The following is a 16025-nucleotide window of genomic DNA, read 5'->3' as shown; positions in this document are numbered from 1 at the left end:
GCGCAGCGAACGAGCCGGGCGGCGGCGGTCGAAGCCGTCACCGTCGGGTCAGGAGAACAGCGTCCTTTCGCGTTCGACCGCCTGGGCGATAAACCCCGCTACCGCCTGGATGCGCGACAGGCCGCGCATCTGCTCGTGATAGACCAGCCAATAGGCGCGGCGGATCGGCGCGATAGCGGCGACAGACACGAGTTCCGTCATGGCGCGGGCGACGAAGGTGTGCAGGATGCCGATGCCGGCGCCCGCGCGCACCGCCTCCGCCTGGCCGAGCGCCGACGAGATTTCGAAACCCGCGTTCCAGTCGCGACTGAACTCGGCGGCGTAGTCGAGCGTCGGGTTGATGACGAGGTCATGCACGTAGCCGACCAGCCGGTGGGCGGCGAGATCGGCGGTGTTTTGCGGCAAACCGTGCTTTTCCGCGTAGGTCTTCGCACAGAACAGGCCGAGCGTGTAGTCGACGAGTTTTGCTGCCACCAGCCTGCCCTCGCTCGGACGCTCGGTGGTGATGGCGATGTCGGCCTCGCGCCGCGACAGCGAGAACGAGCGCGGCACCGGCACGAGCTGAATCTTCAATTCCGGGTACAGTTCGGTGACGGCGCCCAGCCGCGGCGCCAGGAAGGCGACGCCGAACCCGTCTGGCGCGCCGATGCGCACCGTACCCGACACCGCGTCGCCCTCGCCGGCCACCTCGGCACGGGCAACGATCATCTCGGCTTCCATGCGCTCGGCGACTGCAAGAAAACGCTCGCCAGCCGGCGTCAACTCGCTGCCGGTGGTCAGCCGGCGGAAGAGTTTTGTCCTCAGCGCCTCCTCGAGCGCCGCGATCCGGCGCGACACGGTGGCGTGATTGAGTTCAAGCCGGCGCGCCGCGCCGAGGATCTGCCCGGCGCGGGCGACGGCCAGGAAGATGCGGACGTCATCCCAGTTCATGGGATGGTGTCGGATGGAAAGGATTGCGCTCCTTCGCACCCCCCTCTGTCCTGCCGGACATCTCCCCCTCCAGGGGGGAGATTGGCAGTTTCGCTCCCCCCGCCACTCCTGCAACGTTGACGACTGGCGAAACCAAAGTGGCAAGCCAATCTCCCCCCTTGAGGGGGAGATGTCCGGCAGGACAGAGGGGGGTGCGAAGGAGCGCAAGCATCAAATCCGCTATATGCGAAAATTCGCAACCGATCAAAGTGGTCTATTATTTCCTGCACAACGGCTGCGATTTCCCTCGCGTTGCCATTTGCCTGCCGAAGCGTGACAATGCGGCCATACCCCAGGGAGAGAAGCCATGATCGAATACGGGCATTTCATCGGCGGCAAGCATGTCGCCGGCACCAGCGGCCGCAGCCAAGACGTCATGCAGCCGATGGACGGCACGGTGCGCGGCACCGTCGCGCTGGCCTCCAAGGCTGAATTGCGCGCCGCCGTCGAGAACGCCAAGGCCGCGCAGCCGGCCTGGGCCGCCACCAATCCGCAGCGCCGCGTGCGCGTGCTGATGAAGTTTTTGGAGCTCGCCAACCGCGAGTACGATTCGCTGGCCGATATTCTGGCCCGCGAGCACGGGAAAACCATCGCCGACGCCAAGGGCGACATTCAGCGCGGGCTGGAAGTCGTCGAGGTCTGCATCGGCGCCCCGCACATGATGAAGGGCGAGTTCACCGACGGAGCCGGCCCCGGCATCGACGTCTATTCCATGCGGCAGGCGCTCGGCGTGGTCGCCGGCATCACCCCGTTCAACTTCCCCGCCATGATCCCGCTGTGGAAGATCGCCCCGGCCATCGCCTGCGGCAACGCCTTCATTCTGAAGCCTTCCGAGCGCGACCCCGGCGTGCCGCTCAGGATCGCCGAACTGTTCATCGAGGCCGGCCTGCCGGCGGGCATCTTGAACGTCGTCAACGGCGACAAGGAGGTGGTCGACGCGATCCTCGACGACCGCGACGTCAAGGCCGTCGGCTTCGTCGGCTCGACGCCGATCGCCGAATACATCTATTCACGCGGATGCGCGGCCGGAAAGCGCGTTCAGTGCTTCGGCGGCGCCAAGAATCACATGATCATCATGCCCGACGCCGACATGGACCAGACGGTCGACGCCCTCATCGGCGCCGGCTACGGCTCGGCCGGCGAGCGCTGCATGGCGATCTCGGTGGCGGTGCCGGTCGGCAAGGACACCGCCGATCGCCTGATGGAGAGGCTGATCCCGCGCGTCGAAAGCCTGAAGGTCGGTCCCTCGACCGACAGTTCCGCCGATTTCGGCCCGGTCGTCACCGCCCAGGCGCTGGAGCGCATCAAGGGTTATGTCGACACCGGCATCAAGGAAGGTGCCAAACTGGTCGTCGACGGCCGCAACTTCAAGATGCAGGGCTACGAGAACGGTTACTATATGGGCGGATGCCTGTTCGACGACGTGACCGCCGACATGCGCATCTACAAGGAAGAGATCTTTGGCCCCGTGCTGTCGGTGGTGCGCGCCAAGAATTACGAGGAAGCGCTGCGCCTGCCAAACGAACACGAGATGGGCAATGGCGTCGCCATCTTCACCCGCGACGGCGACGCGGCGCGCGACTTCGCTTCCAAGGTGCAGGTCGGCATGGTCGGCATCAACGTGCCGATCCCGGTGCCAATCGCCTATTACACCTTCGGCGGCTGGAAAGGCTCGGGCTTCGGCGACCTGAACCAGCACGGGCCGGACGCCTTCCGCTTCTACACCAAGACCAAGACCGTCACCTCGCGCTGGCCGTCGGGTGTGAAGGAAGGCGCGGAGTTCGTCATCCCGACGATGAACTGACCGGGTCATTTGACGGCTCGCCAACGAGTTGTTCCCGATACAAGCCACATTTTAATCGCCGGAGCCTCACCGCTCCGGCGTTTTCGTCTCGGACAGATCGCCGACGTTCACGCAAATGTGCTTGCGCGCATTTTCGCCGCATCCCATATATTGGACATAACGGGAACATAGAGTTCTCGCTATCGAGACAGAAAGCGCAGGGGAGAGCGCGATGACGATGTCTAAGCCGGCCCAAAACGCTTCGGCGGGGTGAGTTTCCTCCTTCCGCCGTGCGAGGGCGGCCAAAGGAGGTGCCTTATGGCACGGGTGGTCGGTTGGACGAAGGCGCTGCTTGCGGCAGCCTTTATCGCGGTAGGCACATATACGGCGGACGCGCAGTACGTGTTCTGCACCGGGCACGGCAACCTGGTCGCGCAACTCGGCGAAAAGTTCCAGGAAAAGCAGCTAGGTGTCGGGACAATCGGCCAGGTCGCGGTCATGGAGATTTTCGTCGCCGAAACCGGGACATGGACGATCGTCATCACCGATGTGACCGGCAGAAGCTGCATTGTCGCCGCGGGCGACAATTGGGAGAATTCGGTTGTCTTGTCCGGCGACGATGTTTGAAGTCAGGCGCACAGCGCCAACGGCGACGCACGTTTCGGTGAACAGCAGCGGATGCAGGCACTGAATTTGCCCTCCAGGCGTTTCGCCGATACGGCCGCGCAAGCCATCTTTGGTTTGTGGAAGCACCCCTTCGCCTCGTCGGATCATCAGTTTCCATCGACCGGTTCGGCTTGCCACACGCCCTTTCTCCCTTTGCGGGCCTCTTCCTCCTCGGCGCGGTAGCGGTCCTTGCCGGCAGGTGTCAGCGCATAGCCGGCGGCGGCAAGCGTCCCGCCGAGATCTTTCTCGTTGCGCACGCATTCGACCAGCATGAAGCCGTCCTTCTCGCCGAGCGGCGCGCAGCGGATCGGCTTGGCCCTCAGCAGCCGGCTGAGCGCCACGCGTGCCTTTAGCCCGCACGCCCAGCGCTGGCCATCCGGGTTCTTGCAGGTTTTTGCCGCGGGCACGGGTTCGAGTTCGGCGAGGCGGTACTTCTTGCCTTCCTGCACGAAGCTGACGCTGTCGACGACGATGTAGGGAAGCGTGCGTTTCAGACGCAGCGGATAGCGGGCAGCTTTGGCCTCCGCCTGCCGGGCATTGGTGTCGGGCAGGCGTTCGAACCGCTGACTGCCGCGGTCGATCCGCTTCGGCGCATCGGACCACAGCGGATCGGACGGATTGGCCGCGCTCTGCGCCACCGCCGGCGAGGACGCTGCGCCCAGGTACGCGGCGACAAGCAGCAGCCCGGCAAGATAGTGCGTGCGCGGTATCGGTTCGGGGCAATTCATGATGAACCCCATGACCGCGGTTGCGGGAGGATTTTTGCTCACAAGTTCGTCTTCCCGACTGTCGTTTTTTCGGGACGTGTTTTCGCCATGGTCGACCCGCTGGCAATGGGCGAACAATAGCAAACGACCGGCGCCGGAAGAAGGCGCGCCGAGGCGATCCGCGGCTTCAACTACGCCGAAACTTTGGCGGGCCGGAAATCCGTCGCTGACATCGCTTCCGATTTTCAAGAAAAATGCGTCGCTCTTGTCGCACTCATACGGCCAATCACGCCATTGCCCTCGCGGCATGATTTCGCTATGTGCCGGGGAGACCTTCGGAGGGACAGCATGGCCGACCAAACCCCGACCGGACCGCTCGAGCTGGGCGCCAAGATGGAATATGCCGAGCACGAAAAGACCTACAGGTTGTTCGTGCAACTGGCGAAATGGAGCACGATCGTCTGCGTCGCGCTGCTGGCGGCAATGGCCTTCGGCTTTTTTGCCGGCGGCGGCTTCTTCTCTTCGCTGCTCCTGTTCATCATTCTCGTGGGCGGCGGCGGATATGTGCTGCGCGACATGCCCGCGCATATCACCTGACAAACCCGTTCCCGCCTGACGATTTCGTCCGCGGCCGATCGTTTCCGCCGCATGGAGGGGCAACGTTCCAACCGGAGGGATTGAGGCGGTGGGACAAGTCATTTTCGTACCCAAGGAAGTCGACGCGGCGGAACCGCGTGTCGGAGCTTCGCCGGATACGGTGAAGCGGCTGACGGGATTTGGCTTCGAGGTGATCGTCGAGACCGGCGCGGGCCTGGGCTCGCGCATCCTCGACGCCGACTTCCAGGCTGCCGGCGCGGCCATTGGCAAGGCGGCCGACGTGGCCAAGGCCGACGTCGTGCTGAAGGTCCGCCGGCCGACGGCTGCCGAACTCAAGGGCTACAAGCCCGGCGCCGCCGTGCTGGCGATCATGGATCCCTACGGCAATGACGCTGCCCTTGCCGACATGGCCAAGGCCGGCGTGACCGGTTTCGCCATGGAGCTGATGCCGCGCATCACCCGCGCCCAGGTGATGGACGTGTTGTCCAGCCAGGCCAACCTCGCCGGCTACCAGGCGGTGATCGACGGCGCCGCCGAATACGACCGCGCCATGCCGATGATGATGACGGCGGCCGGCACCGTGCCGGCGGCGAAGGTCTTCGTCATGGGCGTCGGCGTCGCCGGTCTGCAGGCGATCGCCACGGCGCGCCGCCTCGGCGCCGTCGTGACGGCGACCGACGTGCGCCCTGCGGTCAAGGAGCAGGTGCAGTCGCTCGGCGCGAAATTCCTGGCGGTCGAGGACGAGGAGTTCAAGGCGGCCGAAACGGCGGGCGGTTACGCCAAGGAGATGTCGAAGGAATACCAGGCCAAGCAGGCGGCGCTGACGGCCGAGCACATCGCCAAGCAGGACATCGTCATCACCACGGCTCTCATTCCCGGCCGCCCGGCGCCGAAACTGGTCTCGGCGGCGATGGTCGCCTCGATGAAGGCCGGCTCGGTGATCGTCGACCTCGCGGTCGAGCGCGGCGGCAATGTCGAGGGAGCCAGCCCGGGCGAGGTGGTGACGACGCCGAACGGCGTGAAGATCGTCGGCCACCTCAACGTGCCGGGCCGGGTCGCGGCATCCGCCTCGCTGCTCTATGCGAAAAACCTGTTCGCCTTCCTGGAGACGATGATCGACAAGGCGAAGAAGGAGCTTGCCATCAAGCGCGACGACGAACTGGTGAAGGCGACCATGCTGACCGATGGCGGAAAGGTCGTGCATCCGAACTTCGTCAAGGCGGTAGAAGAGCCGCATGTCGAGCCGCCGGCGATCCCGGCGACGATTTTGGTCGCCGAGGCAAGCGACAAGCCGGCACGGGCGAAGAAAGCCGCGTCGAAAAAACCCGCCGCGCCCAGGAAGCCTAAGACCGGGGGGACCGCCTGATGGACGCCTTGCAGAAAGCCCTCGAACAACTCGATCAGGCAAGCGAGGCGGTGAAGCTTGCGGTTCAGGATCTCGCCAATGCGCCGGCGGCGGCCGATGCGGCTGGCGACGCGGCGCATGCGCTGTCGGGCGGGGCAATCGACCCCTTCGTCTTCCGCTTCGCCATCTTCGTGCTGGCGATCTTTGTCGGCTACTACGTCGTCTGGTCGGTGACGCCGGCCCTGCACACGCCACTGATGGCCGTCACCAACGCCATCTCCTCGGTGATCGTGGTCGGCGCGCTGCTGGCGGTCGGCATCTCGGCATCGGGGCTCGCCAGCGGTTTCGGCTTCGTCGCCCTGATGCTGGTGTCGGTCAACATCTTTGGCGGCTTCCTGGTCACCCAGCGCATGCTCGCCATGTACAAGAAGAAGGAGAAGTGACGTGAACGAGAACGTCGCCTCCTTCCTCTACCTCGTCTCCGGCATCCTGTTCATCCTGGCGCTGCGGGGCCTGTCGCATCCGACCACCAGCCGCCAAGGCAATCTTTACGGCATGGTCGGCATGACCATCGCGATTCTGACCACGCTGGCGCTGACCCTCGACACGCTGACCGCCGGCGGGGCCGGTCTGATCCTCGTCGGTCTCGTCATAGGCGGCGGTGCAGGCGCCTATATCGCCCGCCGCATCGCCATGACGGCGATGCCGCAACTGGTCGCCGCCTTCCACAGCCTCGTCGGTCTGGCCGCGGTCATGGTGGCTGCCGCCGCGATCTACTCGCCGACCAGTTTTGGCATCGGCGAGATCGACGACATCCATAGCCAAGCGCTGGTCGAGATGAGCCTCGGCGTCGCCATCGGCGCCATCACCTTCACCGGCTCGGTCATCGCCTTCCTGAAGCTCGACGGCCGCATGTCGGGCAAGCCGATCCTTTTGCCGGCGCGCCACGTCATCAACATCCTGCTCGGCGCGGCGCTGGTCGCCCTGATCGTGGCGCTGGTCGTTACCGAGAGCACGACCATCTTCTGGCTGATCGTGATCGCCTCGCTGGCGCTGGGCGTCCTTCTTATCATCCCGATCGGCGGCGCCGACATGCCGGTGGTAGTGTCGATGCTGAACAGCTATTCCGGCTGGGCGGCGGCCGCACTCGGCTTCACGCTGGGCAATCTGGCGCTGATCATCACCGGCGCGCTGGTCGGCTCGTCCGGCGCCATCCTGTCGTACATCATGTGCAAGGGCATGAACCGCTCCTTCATCTCCGTCATCCTCGGCGGGTTTGGCGGCGAGACGGCGGCTGCCGCCGACGACGGCATCGAGCGCACGGTCAAGCAGGGTTCGGCCGACGACGCCGCCTATCTGATGATGAACGCGCAGAAGGTGATCATCGTGCCCGGCTATGGCATGGCAGTCGCCCAGGCCCAGCATGCGCTGCGCGAGATGGCCGACAAGCTCAAGGCCGCCGGGGTCGAAGTGAAATACGCCATCCATCCGGTCGCCGGGCGCATGCCCGGCCACATGAACGTGCTGCTCGCCGAGGCCAACGTGCCTTATGACGAGGTGTTCGAGCTGGAGGATATCAACTCCGAGTTCGCGCAGGCCGACGTGGCCTACGTCATCGGCGCCAACGATGTGACCAACCCCTCGGCGCGCGACGACAAGTCCTCGCCGATCTACGGCATGCCCATCCTCGACGTCGACAAGGCTCGCACCTGCCTGTTCGTCAAGCGCTCGCTCGGCTCGGGCTACGCCGGCATCGACAACACGCTGTTCTACAAGGACGGCACCATGATGCTGCTCGGCGACGCCAAGAAGATGACGGAAGAGATCGTCAAGGCGATGGATCACTGACCGGCTGACAAGCCGAAATCTATCAAAACAGCCCGGCCACCGCGCCGGGCTTTTTGTTGTCATTGCGTGAGACCGGACAGCTTGTATATCCGCTATGGCGGATATACATTTCACGATCGTGTATCCAAGGAATTCGTCGCATGAAAGTCTCGCGATGGGGTAATAGCCTTGCGGTTCGCCTACCCGCCGCCGTAGCCGAGGCGCTCGACCTCAAAGAGGGTGATGAGATCAAGTTGTCGGTCATCGACGACCACGAACTCGGTGTAACGCGCAAGCCCCGCAAGGAGGAATTGCTGGAGCGCTTGCGCGCCTACCGCGGTTGGCTCCCTGCGGACTTCACGTTCGACCGTGAAGAGGCCAATGAGCGGTAGTTTTTTCGACACGAATGTTCTGCTTGGCTTAGCATTCCGGGAGGAGCGAGACGCGTCGAAAGTGCTCGGTCTCCTCGCCGGCGGCGGTTTGATCAGCGTTCAGGTTCTGAATGAGATCGCCAACGTTTCCCGCAAGAAGCATCGAAAACCCTGGCCTGAGATCATCGATTTTCTCGGGCTCGTTCGTGAGTTTCTGACTGTGGTGCCCGTAACCGTCCAGATACACGAACAAGGTCTCGAACTCGCCGAGAAGCACGGCTTTTCCACCTACGACGCCATGATCGTCGCAGCGGCGTTGACCAACGATTGCGATACACTGTGGTCCGAGGACATGCATCACGGGATGATGGTCGCGGGCAGGCTCCGGATATCCAATCCGTTCAAGGACTGATTGAGGCGCCTTTCTATCGCTGCGCCTCGGTCGCCATCCTGTAGGCCAGCCCGGCCAGCACCGTGCCCATCAGCCAGCGCTGCACCAGGATCCATAGCGGGTTCCTGGCCAGGAACAGCGCTATCGAGCCGGCCGCCAGCGCGATCATGGCGTTCACGGTCACGCTGATGACGATCTGCGTCGCGCCCAGCGCGAGAGACTGCAGGAACACGTTGCCCAGCGCTGGGTCGATGAACTGCGGCAGCAGCGACAGGTAGACCATGGCGATCTTCGGGTTGAGCAGGTTGGTGATAAAACCCATCATGAACAGCCTCTTCGCGCCGTCCCTGGGCAGGTCGCGGACCTGGAACGGCGAGCGGCCGCCGGGCCGGATCGCCTGCCAGGCCAACCACAGCAGGTAGGCCGCGCCGGCTAGCCGCAGGGCGTCGTAGGCATAGGGCACGGCGAACAGCAGCGCGGTGATGCCGAAGGCGGCCGCGAGCATGTAGAAGACGAAACCCAGCGCCACGCCGCAGAGCGAGATCAGGCCGGCCCTCGGCCCCTGGCTGATCGAGCGCGACACCAGATAGATCATGTTCGGGCCGGGCGTCAGCACCATACCGAGCGCGATCAGGGCGAATGCGACCAGGTTTGTCTGCTCGGGCATGAAAATCCTTTCAGGAAGCGGAGGTCGGCGGCAGCCGCCAGGCGGCGACGCACCCGACCACGCCGAGCGGCAGGAAGGCAAGGAACAACCATGAGGCCACGCTTGCCGCCGTCTCGCCGCTGAGGCCTTGCGAGAAGCCGGATGCGTTGGCGACGATGCCGCAGGTCGCGGCGCCGACGGCATAGCCGATGCGCTGCATGGTCGGTATGGCCGAGGAGGCGATCGTCTGCTCGGACGGCGGCGCGGAGGCAACGATGATGCGCGTCACGAACGGCCAGGCGATGCCAAAACCGCCGCCTTGCAGGATGGCGCAGGCGAGGATCAGCGGGATGTTGCCGGCCGGCACGGCGTAGGCGAAGCCGGCGACGCCGCCGGCGATCATCAGCGCGCCGGCCAGCACGATGCCGCGCTCGCGCTCAGGCGGGGCGTTGGCGACAAGGATCGACAGCACCGACCAGGAGATCGATTCGGCGGCGATGATGTAGCCCGTGGTCAGCACCGGTATGCCGTGCAGGCTGGTCAGGATCAGCGGCCCATAGACGCCGAAGGAGCAGGTGGCGACCGAAAACGCGGCGACCATGATCAGGCCGTTGCCGAGCGGCGTCTTCAGGTTGAACGGCCGCGACGGAAAAAGCCGAGCGGCAGGCAGCCTTGCGTCGAGCAGGAAGAACAGCGCAATGCCGCCTAGGCCCGCCCCAAGCAGCAGCGACGAGCGCAGCGGCTCGACCTTCACGCCCGCCAGGGCGATCAGCACGACGCTTGCCGCCATCACGGCAAGGGCCGCGACCGGGAAACGTGGCAATGCCATGCCGTCCGAGCGGCGACGCGTCGCCGCCGGGCCGCGCAGCACGACAAGGCTGGCGAGCGCGGCGACGAGGCCGCCGATGACGAACACGCCGAAAGCCCAGCGCCACGAAAGGTACTCGGAAAGCAGCGCGCCGAGCATCGGCCCGCTGAAGGCGGCGACACCCCAGATCGCGGAAATCACGCCGAAAAGCTGCGGCCAGATGTTTTTGGGGAACAGGCGCTCGACCGAGACGAAGGCCAGCGACACCAGCGCGCCGCCGCCCAGACCCTCGACCACACGGCCCGCGAGGAAGATGGGCATGGACGGCGAGGTCGCACAGATCAGCGCGCCGGCGGAATAGAGCAGCGCCGCGACGACCATGTTGGTGCGCAGCGAGACATAGCTGGTCATGCGCCCGGCCGCGGCGCCGGCGGTGATGGCGCCGATCTCGTAGACGGCGAGCGACCAGCCGACCAGTTCCACACCCGACAATTCGCCGACCATGGCCGGCATGACGGTCGCCACCATCGTCTCATTGGTGGCGTGAAGGAGAATGCCGAGGCAGATGAAGCAGAAGCGGGCAAGGTCGCCGCTCGCCCACAACACCCGCCAGTCGACTCGTACCGCCGTGCTCTCCGCCACGTCTTGCTCCCTGTCAGTGCGTCCCGCCGACGCAGTGACGGGCTGATAGGACCTCAACCGGAGTTGAGGTCAAGGGGCTGAAAACGGCTCTCGATTGTGGCAGGGCGGGCGGACCGATAACAGCGGCCGTCAAGGTCGGCCGCCCTATGGCGCCTTCGGATCCCCATCGAGGGATCGGAGCTCGAACGGCGCAAACGCCGGGGACAGTTTACTTAATTCCGCCTGCGCCAGTCTTGAAGCGCCGCGTCTTTCCGCGGAATTAAGTAAACTGTCCCCTGTATGCAGCCGCCTTCGCCGCCAGGCCACGAAAAAATCCGTGTTGGCCGTCAATCCTTCGCTTTTCACCTCCAGCAGGCGTCATTCAGGACGTGTCAGGCGATTCCAGCGCGTAGACGGCCAGCGCGTGGGCATGCGACAAAATTTCGTCGATCTCGCGGACGTTGCGGGGATGGACGGCAGTCGGATCGTAGCGGGACAGCCGGCCGCCAGGCGGACGCCCGCGCCGCAGCGGCGAGACGCGCCGGAACCGGACCGTGCCGGAAGCTTGTTTGTCTCCCGCGGCGCGGGTTTCCCTGTCCCGCGCACGTGCCGCCTCGTTGCGCGCCTTCCAGCGGGCGAACCGTTTGGCCTGGCCCGGCAGGTCGTCGAGAGCGAGGCCCAGCGCCTCCAGCCGCAGGGAGAGCCGCGCCGCGTCGACCGGGTCGTCGGGCGATGGCGGCGCAGGCAGCGGGCGGTACTGCGCGTCGAAATCCAGCGACATGATGCGCGGCACGCTGCGTGCCGGCACATGGCGGCGGCGGACACGAAACGGATTTTTGAGCGGATCGAGCAGCGACAGGTTTAGGACGCGCGGGCGGGCGGCGCGTTTGGCGGCGGCTCGCTTCGCCGCTTCGGCGCGAGCATGATCGGCATTCGACATGGTGACGGCGATGCCGAGGCTGCGCAGGATCGGCTCCACGGATTTGGACTTCGGTTTTCGCGGGCGAAACGGCGGCAGGGTCACGACGAGTCCCCGGGCCGCAGCGATGATCAGCCGTCGCGCCGCGGATTCGGCCGGACGCAGCAGTTTGAGGATGGCGCGGTGGAGATGGCGGGGCAGGCTAAGCGCCGGGTTAAATGCCGGGGACAGTTTACTTTTTTCCGCCTGTGCCTGGTTCTGAGCTCCCGCGTCCTTCTGCGGAAACAAAGTAAACTGTCCCCCAGCGCCCAGTCCAAAACCCAGTTCGGCCATGCCGACAAGCATGGCCAGCAAGCGCTTCAGCGCCTCCCAGTTCTTGTCGATTGCCGGACTTCTCTCCATTGCCGCCGCCTCCTTTCCTGCACACAGGCGACGGGAATTATGGCTCCGTCGGGAGGGAGGGAGGGGGGATAAGTCTTGGGAAAATAGTCTTGAAGGATGCTGACAATGGCCGCTCTGTCGAGCTTCAACAAGCGGTTGCCCCTCTCGCTCCCCAGGCGGACCGGACGTGTTTGCGCAAGCCGTCAGGCCGGTTGCGTGATCATGCAGGAACGTAGGTCAACCTGATCACGCCCTCGCCTAGGCGATCGCCGGCCACAAGGCGGAGGGACGGCCGGGAGCCGGCGAAGAATGGCTTGCCGCGACCAAGCACCACGGGGTGGAAGTAGAGTCGATACTCATCGACAAGGCCAAGCTCGGTCAGGCTTCGTGCGAGTTCCGGTCCGGAAACCGCAATCTCCCCGACGAGTTGAGCCTTCAGGCCACGGATCACCGCCACGATGTCATCCTCGACAAGTGTGGCGTTTGGGCCGACCGACTTCAACGAGCGCGACACGACCCACTTCGGTTGGCGACGCCACGCCGCCGCGAACTCGTGTTGTTCTGCACTCCACTCAGGGCGGTCCTCGTCCCAATAGCGCATGACCTCATACATGCGGCGGCCGTACACACTGCCCGCCAGGCCACGAACGTGCTCTATCCAGTGCCGAAAGAGCGTAGGATCAGGCGCAAATCCCTCGTGGTCGACATAGCCGTCCAGAGACTGGTTCATTCCGAAGACGATCTTCGCCATGCTGCAAAACCTCCATCCCAGATTCTTCAAAATAGCTTGAGCCGCTGTGACACGGAAAGGAGGCCGGCACAAACTGCGGCGCGAACAGTCGAAAAGCAGTCGCTGGTATCAGGGCTAGGCCGCGATTCAGCCGGCGCGAAAACCGGCTTCGATATTGTTGCCGTCGGGGTCGAGCACATAGGCGCCGTAGTAGTGCATCTCCTCCGGTCCGCGCGGGCCGGGAGCGCCGTTGTCGACGCCGCCATTCTCCAGCGCAGCCTTGTGGAAAGCATCGACAGTTGCCTTGTCCTTCGCCTTGAAAGCCAGGTGCAGCGGGCTGTTCGAGGTACGGTGGCCGGCCCGCCAGAAGGTGGGCTCGTCCGTGCCGATCCAGACGCACGGCGCAAAGCCGACAGACGCCCGGCAGGCGGCGGATTTGAGGCGGGTTCAGCCGGCGCGGACGCGGGCCAGGCCGTCGCGGGCAGGCGCGTAGTTGGGGTCGATCCTGACCGCCTCGGCGTAGGACTTCGCGGCCTTCTGCCTTTCGCCACGCTTTTCGTAGACCAGCGCCTGGTTGGCCCAGCTCTCGGCGATGCGGCCGTCGAGCTTGATCGAGGTGTTGAAGTCGGCGAAGGCGTTGGTGTCGTCGTTCATCGCCAGATAGGAAAGGCCGCGGCCGTTGTAGGGCTCGGGCGAATCGGGCGCCAGCGAGATGGCGGTCGAGAAGTCCTCGATGGCGAAGGCGTGCTGGCCCTGGCTCTGATAGATCAAGCCGCGATTGTGGTAGGCGCGCGGGTCGGTGGTGTCGAGCTGGATCGCCTTCTGGAAATCGTTGAAGGCCTGCTGGGTCTGCCCCGCCTTGCGGTAGAGATTGCCGCGGCCGATATAGGCGGCGTCGTAGTTCGGGTTGAGCTGGATGGCGCGGTTGTAGTCGCTCAGCGCCGCCGACTGGTCGCCGAGGAACCGCTGGATCAGCGCACGGTTGGAATAGGCCTGGTAGAAATTCGGGCGCAGCTCGATCGCCTTGTTGAAGTCCTGCAGCGCCTCGCGGTAGCGGCCGCCGCGGCCATAAGCGGAACCGCGCACATTATAGGCTTCCGGATCGTTGGGGTTGCGCTGGACGACGGCGCTGAGCGAGGAGATGTTCTGGCTGGAGCCTTGCGCCACATCGACGGCAGCGAGTTCGCCGCCCGGCACGGTGTCGCATCCGGCAAGCGCCACCGCCGAGAGCACGGCCAGCATGGCGGCGAGGCCGCGGGCCGAAATCAGTCGGTGGCCGGAGCGTTCATCCATCCCGAAAATTTCTCCGTTTTCCCATGCGGCCCGCAAGCGGGCAACACTCAAAGCAAAGGAGGCGGAAGCGATTCGCTCGCCCCACCTCCCGCTAGTTCCCGAAAGAGACGAAATATTGGCGGATCAGCGCGCCGGGCGGCCCGCACCGGCGCCACCCGGGCCAGCGGCAGGAGCCGGACGCGGCGTGGAGGGCAGCAGGCCTTCGCGCTGGGCGCGCTTGCGGGCCAGCTTGCGGGCGCGGCGCACCGCCTCGGCCTTCTCGCGGGCGCGCTTCTCGGAGGGCTTCTCGTAATGTCCGCGCATCTTCATCTCACGGAAGATGCCTTCACGCTGCATTTTCTTCTTCAGCGCACGAAGCGCCTGATCAACGTTGTTGTCGCGGACGAGTACCTGCACGTGCAATCCTGTCTTTCGGTTTGAATTCAACGGACAAGCGGAAATACCCTCTTGTCCTCGCGGCGGCATCCGTCGCGAATTGTGCCGGCTGATAGCAGAATCGGGCGGGCTTGTCCACAGGCCGGATCACGATAACCGAGCCGAACCAACACCGTAGCGGCGAAGTGAATGGCGGCCGGACGCATTTGCCCTGGCCGGCCCGGCAAAGCAAGCCGTATGCGCCGATTCCGGGTCGACAGGATGGCGCCTCTGGTGTAGCGGACCCCTCCCCGCGCGTGGCGGGAGAATCCAGCACAATCGAGGCATGCCATGAAGCCGGACTTCGGCGGGATCGATTTCGGCACTTCCAATTCCACTGCCGCGCTGTTCGAGAACGGCAAGCCGCGGCTGGTGGCGCTGGAGGGCGGGCACGTCACCATGCCCAGCGCGGTGTTCTTCAACTTCGAGGACGACCGCACCTATTTCGGGCGGCGCGCCATCGAGGATTACACGGCGAATTCGGAGGGCCGGCTGCTCAGGGCGCTGAAAAGCGTGCTCGGCACCTCGCTGATCCGCGAAAAGACGCGGATCAAGGCGCGGTCGATGGCCTTCACCGACATCATCGGCGGTTTCGTCGCCTATCTGAAGGAGAGGCTGGAAGAGGACGCCGGACGCGACATCGACAAAATCGTGCTGGGACGGCCGGTGCATTTCGTCGACGAGGACGAGGCGGCGGACGGCCAGGCACAGGCCGAACTGGAGAAGGCGGCGCGAGCCAAGGGATTTCGCCACATCTCTTTCCAGTTCGAGCCGATCGCGGCGGCGCTGGACTATGAACAAGGCGTGCAGAAAGAAGAGCTTGCGCTGATCGTCGATATCGGCGGCGGCACATCCGACTTTTCCATCGTGCGGGTGTCGCCTGAGCGTGCGAAGGCGGCGGACCGCAAGGACGACATCCTGGCCAATGCCGGCGTGCATGTCGGCGGCACGGATTTCGACCGGCTGCTGTCGATCGCCGCGGTGATGCCGGAACTCGGCTACGGGACGCAGACCAAGGACGGCAAGCGCAACCTGCCGGTCGGCTATTTCTTCGACCTCGCCACCTGGCAGCGCATCAATCTGCTCTACACGTCCAAGGCGATGAGCGATTTGCGCCAGATCCGCTACGAGGCGGCGCGGCCCGACCTGGTCGAGCGGATGATCGACATCGTGCGGCACCGACAAGGCCACGCGCTGGCGGCAAAGGTGGAAATGGCGAAAATCGCGCTGACCGACGAGGCGGTGACGCGCATCGAACTCGACATGCTGGACGAAAAGCTCAGCCTGCCGGTTTCGGCCGCTGACCTGGCGCGGGCTATCGCCAATGCAGTGCAGCGAATTGCCGATACGGTGACGCGGACGCTGCGCGATGCCGGCGTCGGCGCGGAACGCATCGACACGCTGTTCCTGACCGGCGGATCGACCGCGATCCCGCAGGTGCGCGAGGGAATTCTCGCTATGTTTCCGAAGGCTTCGGTGGTGCAGGGCGACATGTTCGGCAGCGTCGGACTGGGGCTGGCGATCGACGCGCGGCGCAAGTTCGGGTGACGTGCGCAA

The 16025-nt window shown here is 64.9% G+C and carries 17 protein-coding genes; 9 read left to right on the top strand and 8 right to left on the bottom strand.

Annotation, left to right across the window (positions count from 1 at the left end):
* Window positions 1-48: 48 nt before the first annotated feature.
* Complete coding sequence (locus RB623_RS00265) at window positions 49-930, bottom strand: LysR family transcriptional regulator (protein ID WP_308054729.1); 882 nt, start codon at window positions 928-930, stop codon at window positions 49-51.
* A 346-nt stretch (window positions 931-1276) separates the two neighbouring features.
* Here RB623_RS00265 and RB623_RS00260 point away from each other — a divergent pair, with 346 nt between their 5' ends.
* Entirely contained in the window at window positions 1277-2773 is a 1497-nt protein-coding gene (locus tag RB623_RS00260) for a CoA-acylating methylmalonate-semialdehyde dehydrogenase (RefSeq protein WP_308054728.1), read from the top strand.
* Window positions 2774-3070: 297 nt separating this feature from the next.
* A complete protein-coding gene (locus tag RB623_RS00255) occupies window positions 3071-3379 on the top strand; it encodes a hypothetical protein (RefSeq protein WP_308054727.1) in 309 nt (102 codons plus the stop codon).
* A 146-nt stretch (window positions 3380-3525) separates the two neighbouring features.
* Here the strand turns inward: RB623_RS00255 and RB623_RS00250 are convergent, their stop codons facing one another.
* Window positions 3526-4434 carry a thermonuclease family protein gene (locus tag RB623_RS00250; protein WP_308054726.1) on the bottom strand — a complete coding sequence of 303 codons (909 nt, stop codon included), beginning with the start codon at window positions 4432-4434 and terminating at the stop codon, window positions 3526-3528.
* A 39-nt stretch (window positions 4435-4473) separates the two neighbouring features.
* Here RB623_RS00250 and RB623_RS00245 point away from each other — a divergent pair, with 39 nt between their 5' ends.
* From RB623_RS00245 to RB623_RS00220, 6 genes are all read left to right on the top strand, one after another.
* Window positions 4474-4722 (top strand): aa3-type cytochrome c oxidase subunit IV, encoded by a 249-nt coding sequence (locus RB623_RS00245; protein WP_308054725.1) that lies wholly within the window; start codon window positions 4474-4476, stop codon window positions 4720-4722.
* An 88-nt stretch (window positions 4723-4810) separates the two neighbouring features.
* The gene (locus RB623_RS00240) at window positions 4811-6088 is read left to right on the top strand and encodes a Re/Si-specific NAD(P)(+) transhydrogenase subunit alpha (RefSeq protein ID WP_308054724.1); all 1278 of its coding nucleotides are present in this window, start codon (window positions 4811-4813) and stop codon (window positions 6086-6088) included.
* Entirely contained in the window at window positions 6088-6510 is a 423-nt protein-coding gene (locus RB623_RS00235) for a proton-translocating transhydrogenase family protein (protein WP_308054723.1), read from the top strand. The genes RB623_RS00240 and RB623_RS00235 overlap by 1 nt, the downstream gene beginning before the upstream one ends.
* Window position 6511: 1 nt before the next feature.
* On the top strand, window positions 6512-7915 hold the full coding sequence (locus RB623_RS00230; RefSeq protein WP_308054722.1) for an NAD(P)(+) transhydrogenase (Re/Si-specific) subunit beta: 1404 nt from the start codon (window positions 6512-6514) through the stop codon (window positions 7913-7915).
* A 140-nt stretch (window positions 7916-8055) separates the two neighbouring features.
* Window positions 8056-8286, top strand: a complete 231-nt coding sequence (locus RB623_RS00225; RefSeq protein ID WP_308054721.1) for an AbrB/MazE/SpoVT family DNA-binding domain-containing protein — start codon at window positions 8056-8058, stop codon at window positions 8284-8286.
* The gene (locus tag RB623_RS00220; protein WP_308054720.1) at window positions 8276-8677 is read left to right on the top strand and encodes a PIN domain-containing protein; all 402 of its coding nucleotides are present in this window, start codon (window positions 8276-8278) and stop codon (window positions 8675-8677) included. The genes RB623_RS00225 and RB623_RS00220 overlap by 11 nt, the downstream gene beginning before the upstream one ends.
* A 13-nt stretch (window positions 8678-8690) precedes the next feature.
* Here the strand turns inward: RB623_RS00220 and RB623_RS00215 are convergent, their stop codons facing one another.
* The 6 genes from RB623_RS00215 to rpsU all read right to left on the bottom strand — a co-directional run bounded on the left by RB623_RS00215 (window position 8691) and on the right by rpsU (window position 14450).
* Window positions 8691-9323, bottom strand: a complete 633-nt coding sequence (locus RB623_RS00215) for a LysE family translocator (RefSeq protein WP_308054719.1) — start codon at window positions 9321-9323, stop codon at window positions 8691-8693.
* A gap of 10 nt (window positions 9324-9333) precedes the next feature.
* Complete coding sequence (locus tag RB623_RS00210; RefSeq protein ID WP_308054718.1) at window positions 9334-10752, bottom strand: MFS transporter; 1419 nt, start codon at window positions 10750-10752, stop codon at window positions 9334-9336.
* A gap of 361 nt (window positions 10753-11113) precedes the next feature.
* The gene (locus RB623_RS00205) at window positions 11114-12052 is read right to left on the bottom strand and encodes a hypothetical protein (RefSeq protein ID WP_308054717.1); all 939 of its coding nucleotides are present in this window, start codon (window positions 12050-12052) and stop codon (window positions 11114-11116) included.
* Between the two features lie 199 nt (window positions 12053-12251).
* Window positions 12252-12782, bottom strand: a complete 531-nt coding sequence (locus tag RB623_RS00200; protein WP_308054716.1) for a dihydrofolate reductase family protein — start codon at window positions 12780-12782, stop codon at window positions 12252-12254.
* A gap of 426 nt (window positions 12783-13208) precedes the next feature.
* Entirely contained in the window at window positions 13209-14054 is an 846-nt protein-coding gene (locus tag RB623_RS00190) for a tetratricopeptide repeat protein (protein ID WP_308054715.1), read from the bottom strand.
* A gap of 123 nt (window positions 14055-14177) precedes the next feature.
* The gene (rpsU, locus tag RB623_RS00185) at window positions 14178-14450 is read right to left on the bottom strand and encodes a 30S ribosomal protein S21 (protein ID WP_308054714.1); all 273 of its coding nucleotides are present in this window, start codon (window positions 14448-14450) and stop codon (window positions 14178-14180) included.
* A gap of 309 nt (window positions 14451-14759) precedes the next feature.
* Here rpsU and RB623_RS00180 point away from each other — a divergent pair, with 309 nt between their 5' ends.
* Window positions 14760-16016: an Hsp70 family protein gene (locus RB623_RS00180; RefSeq protein WP_308054713.1), complete on the top strand. Its 1257-nt coding sequence runs from the start codon at window positions 14760-14762 to the stop codon at window positions 16014-16016.
* Window positions 16017-16025 lie beyond the last annotated feature (9 nt).

The sequence above is a fragment of the Mesorhizobium sp. LHD-90 genome, from assembly GCF_030929505.1.
GTDB lineage: Bacteria > Pseudomonadota > Alphaproteobacteria > Rhizobiales > Rhizobiaceae > Kumtagia.
Note: the sequence above shows the minus strand (reverse complement) of the source record. Positions and strands in the feature narration are given on the sequence as shown.

Coding starts and splice junctions, on each gene's coding strand:
- RB623_RS00215 (WP_308054719.1), bottom strand. CDS start 9,323: ATGCCCGAGCAGACAAACCTGGTCGCATTCGCCCTGATCGCGCTCGGT.
- RB623_RS00250 (WP_308054726.1), bottom strand. CDS start 4,434: ATGCCGCGAGGGCAATGGCGTGATTGGCCGTATGAGTGCGACAAGAGC.
- RB623_RS00180 (WP_308054713.1), top strand. CDS start 14,760: ATGAAGCCGGACTTCGGCGGGATCGATTTCGGCACTTCCAATTCCACT.
- RB623_RS00245 (WP_308054725.1), top strand. CDS start 4,474: ATGGCCGACCAAACCCCGACCGGACCGCTCGAGCTGGGCGCCAAGATG.
- RB623_RS00200 (WP_308054716.1), bottom strand. CDS start 12,782: ATGGCGAAGATCGTCTTCGGAATGAACCAGTCTCTGGACGGCTATGTC.
- RB623_RS00265 (WP_308054729.1), bottom strand. CDS start 930: ATGAACTGGGATGACGTCCGCATCTTCCTGGCCGTCGCCCGCGCCGGG.
- RB623_RS00190 (WP_308054715.1), bottom strand. CDS start 14,054: ATGGATGAACGCTCCGGCCACCGACTGATTTCGGCCCGCGGCCTCGCC.
- RB623_RS00235 (WP_308054723.1), top strand. CDS start 6,088: ATGGACGCCTTGCAGAAAGCCCTCGAACAACTCGATCAGGCAAGCGAG.
- RB623_RS00205 (WP_308054717.1), bottom strand. CDS start 12,052: ATGGAGAGAAGTCCGGCAATCGACAAGAACTGGGAGGCGCTGAAGCGC.
- RB623_RS00225 (WP_308054721.1), top strand. CDS start 8,056: ATGAAAGTCTCGCGATGGGGTAATAGCCTTGCGGTTCGCCTACCCGCC.
- RB623_RS00220 (WP_308054720.1), top strand. CDS start 8,276: ATGAGCGGTAGTTTTTTCGACACGAATGTTCTGCTTGGCTTAGCATTC.
- RB623_RS00260 (WP_308054728.1), top strand. CDS start 1,277: ATGATCGAATACGGGCATTTCATCGGCGGCAAGCATGTCGCCGGCACC.
- RB623_RS00255 (WP_308054727.1), top strand. CDS start 3,071: ATGGCACGGGTGGTCGGTTGGACGAAGGCGCTGCTTGCGGCAGCCTTT.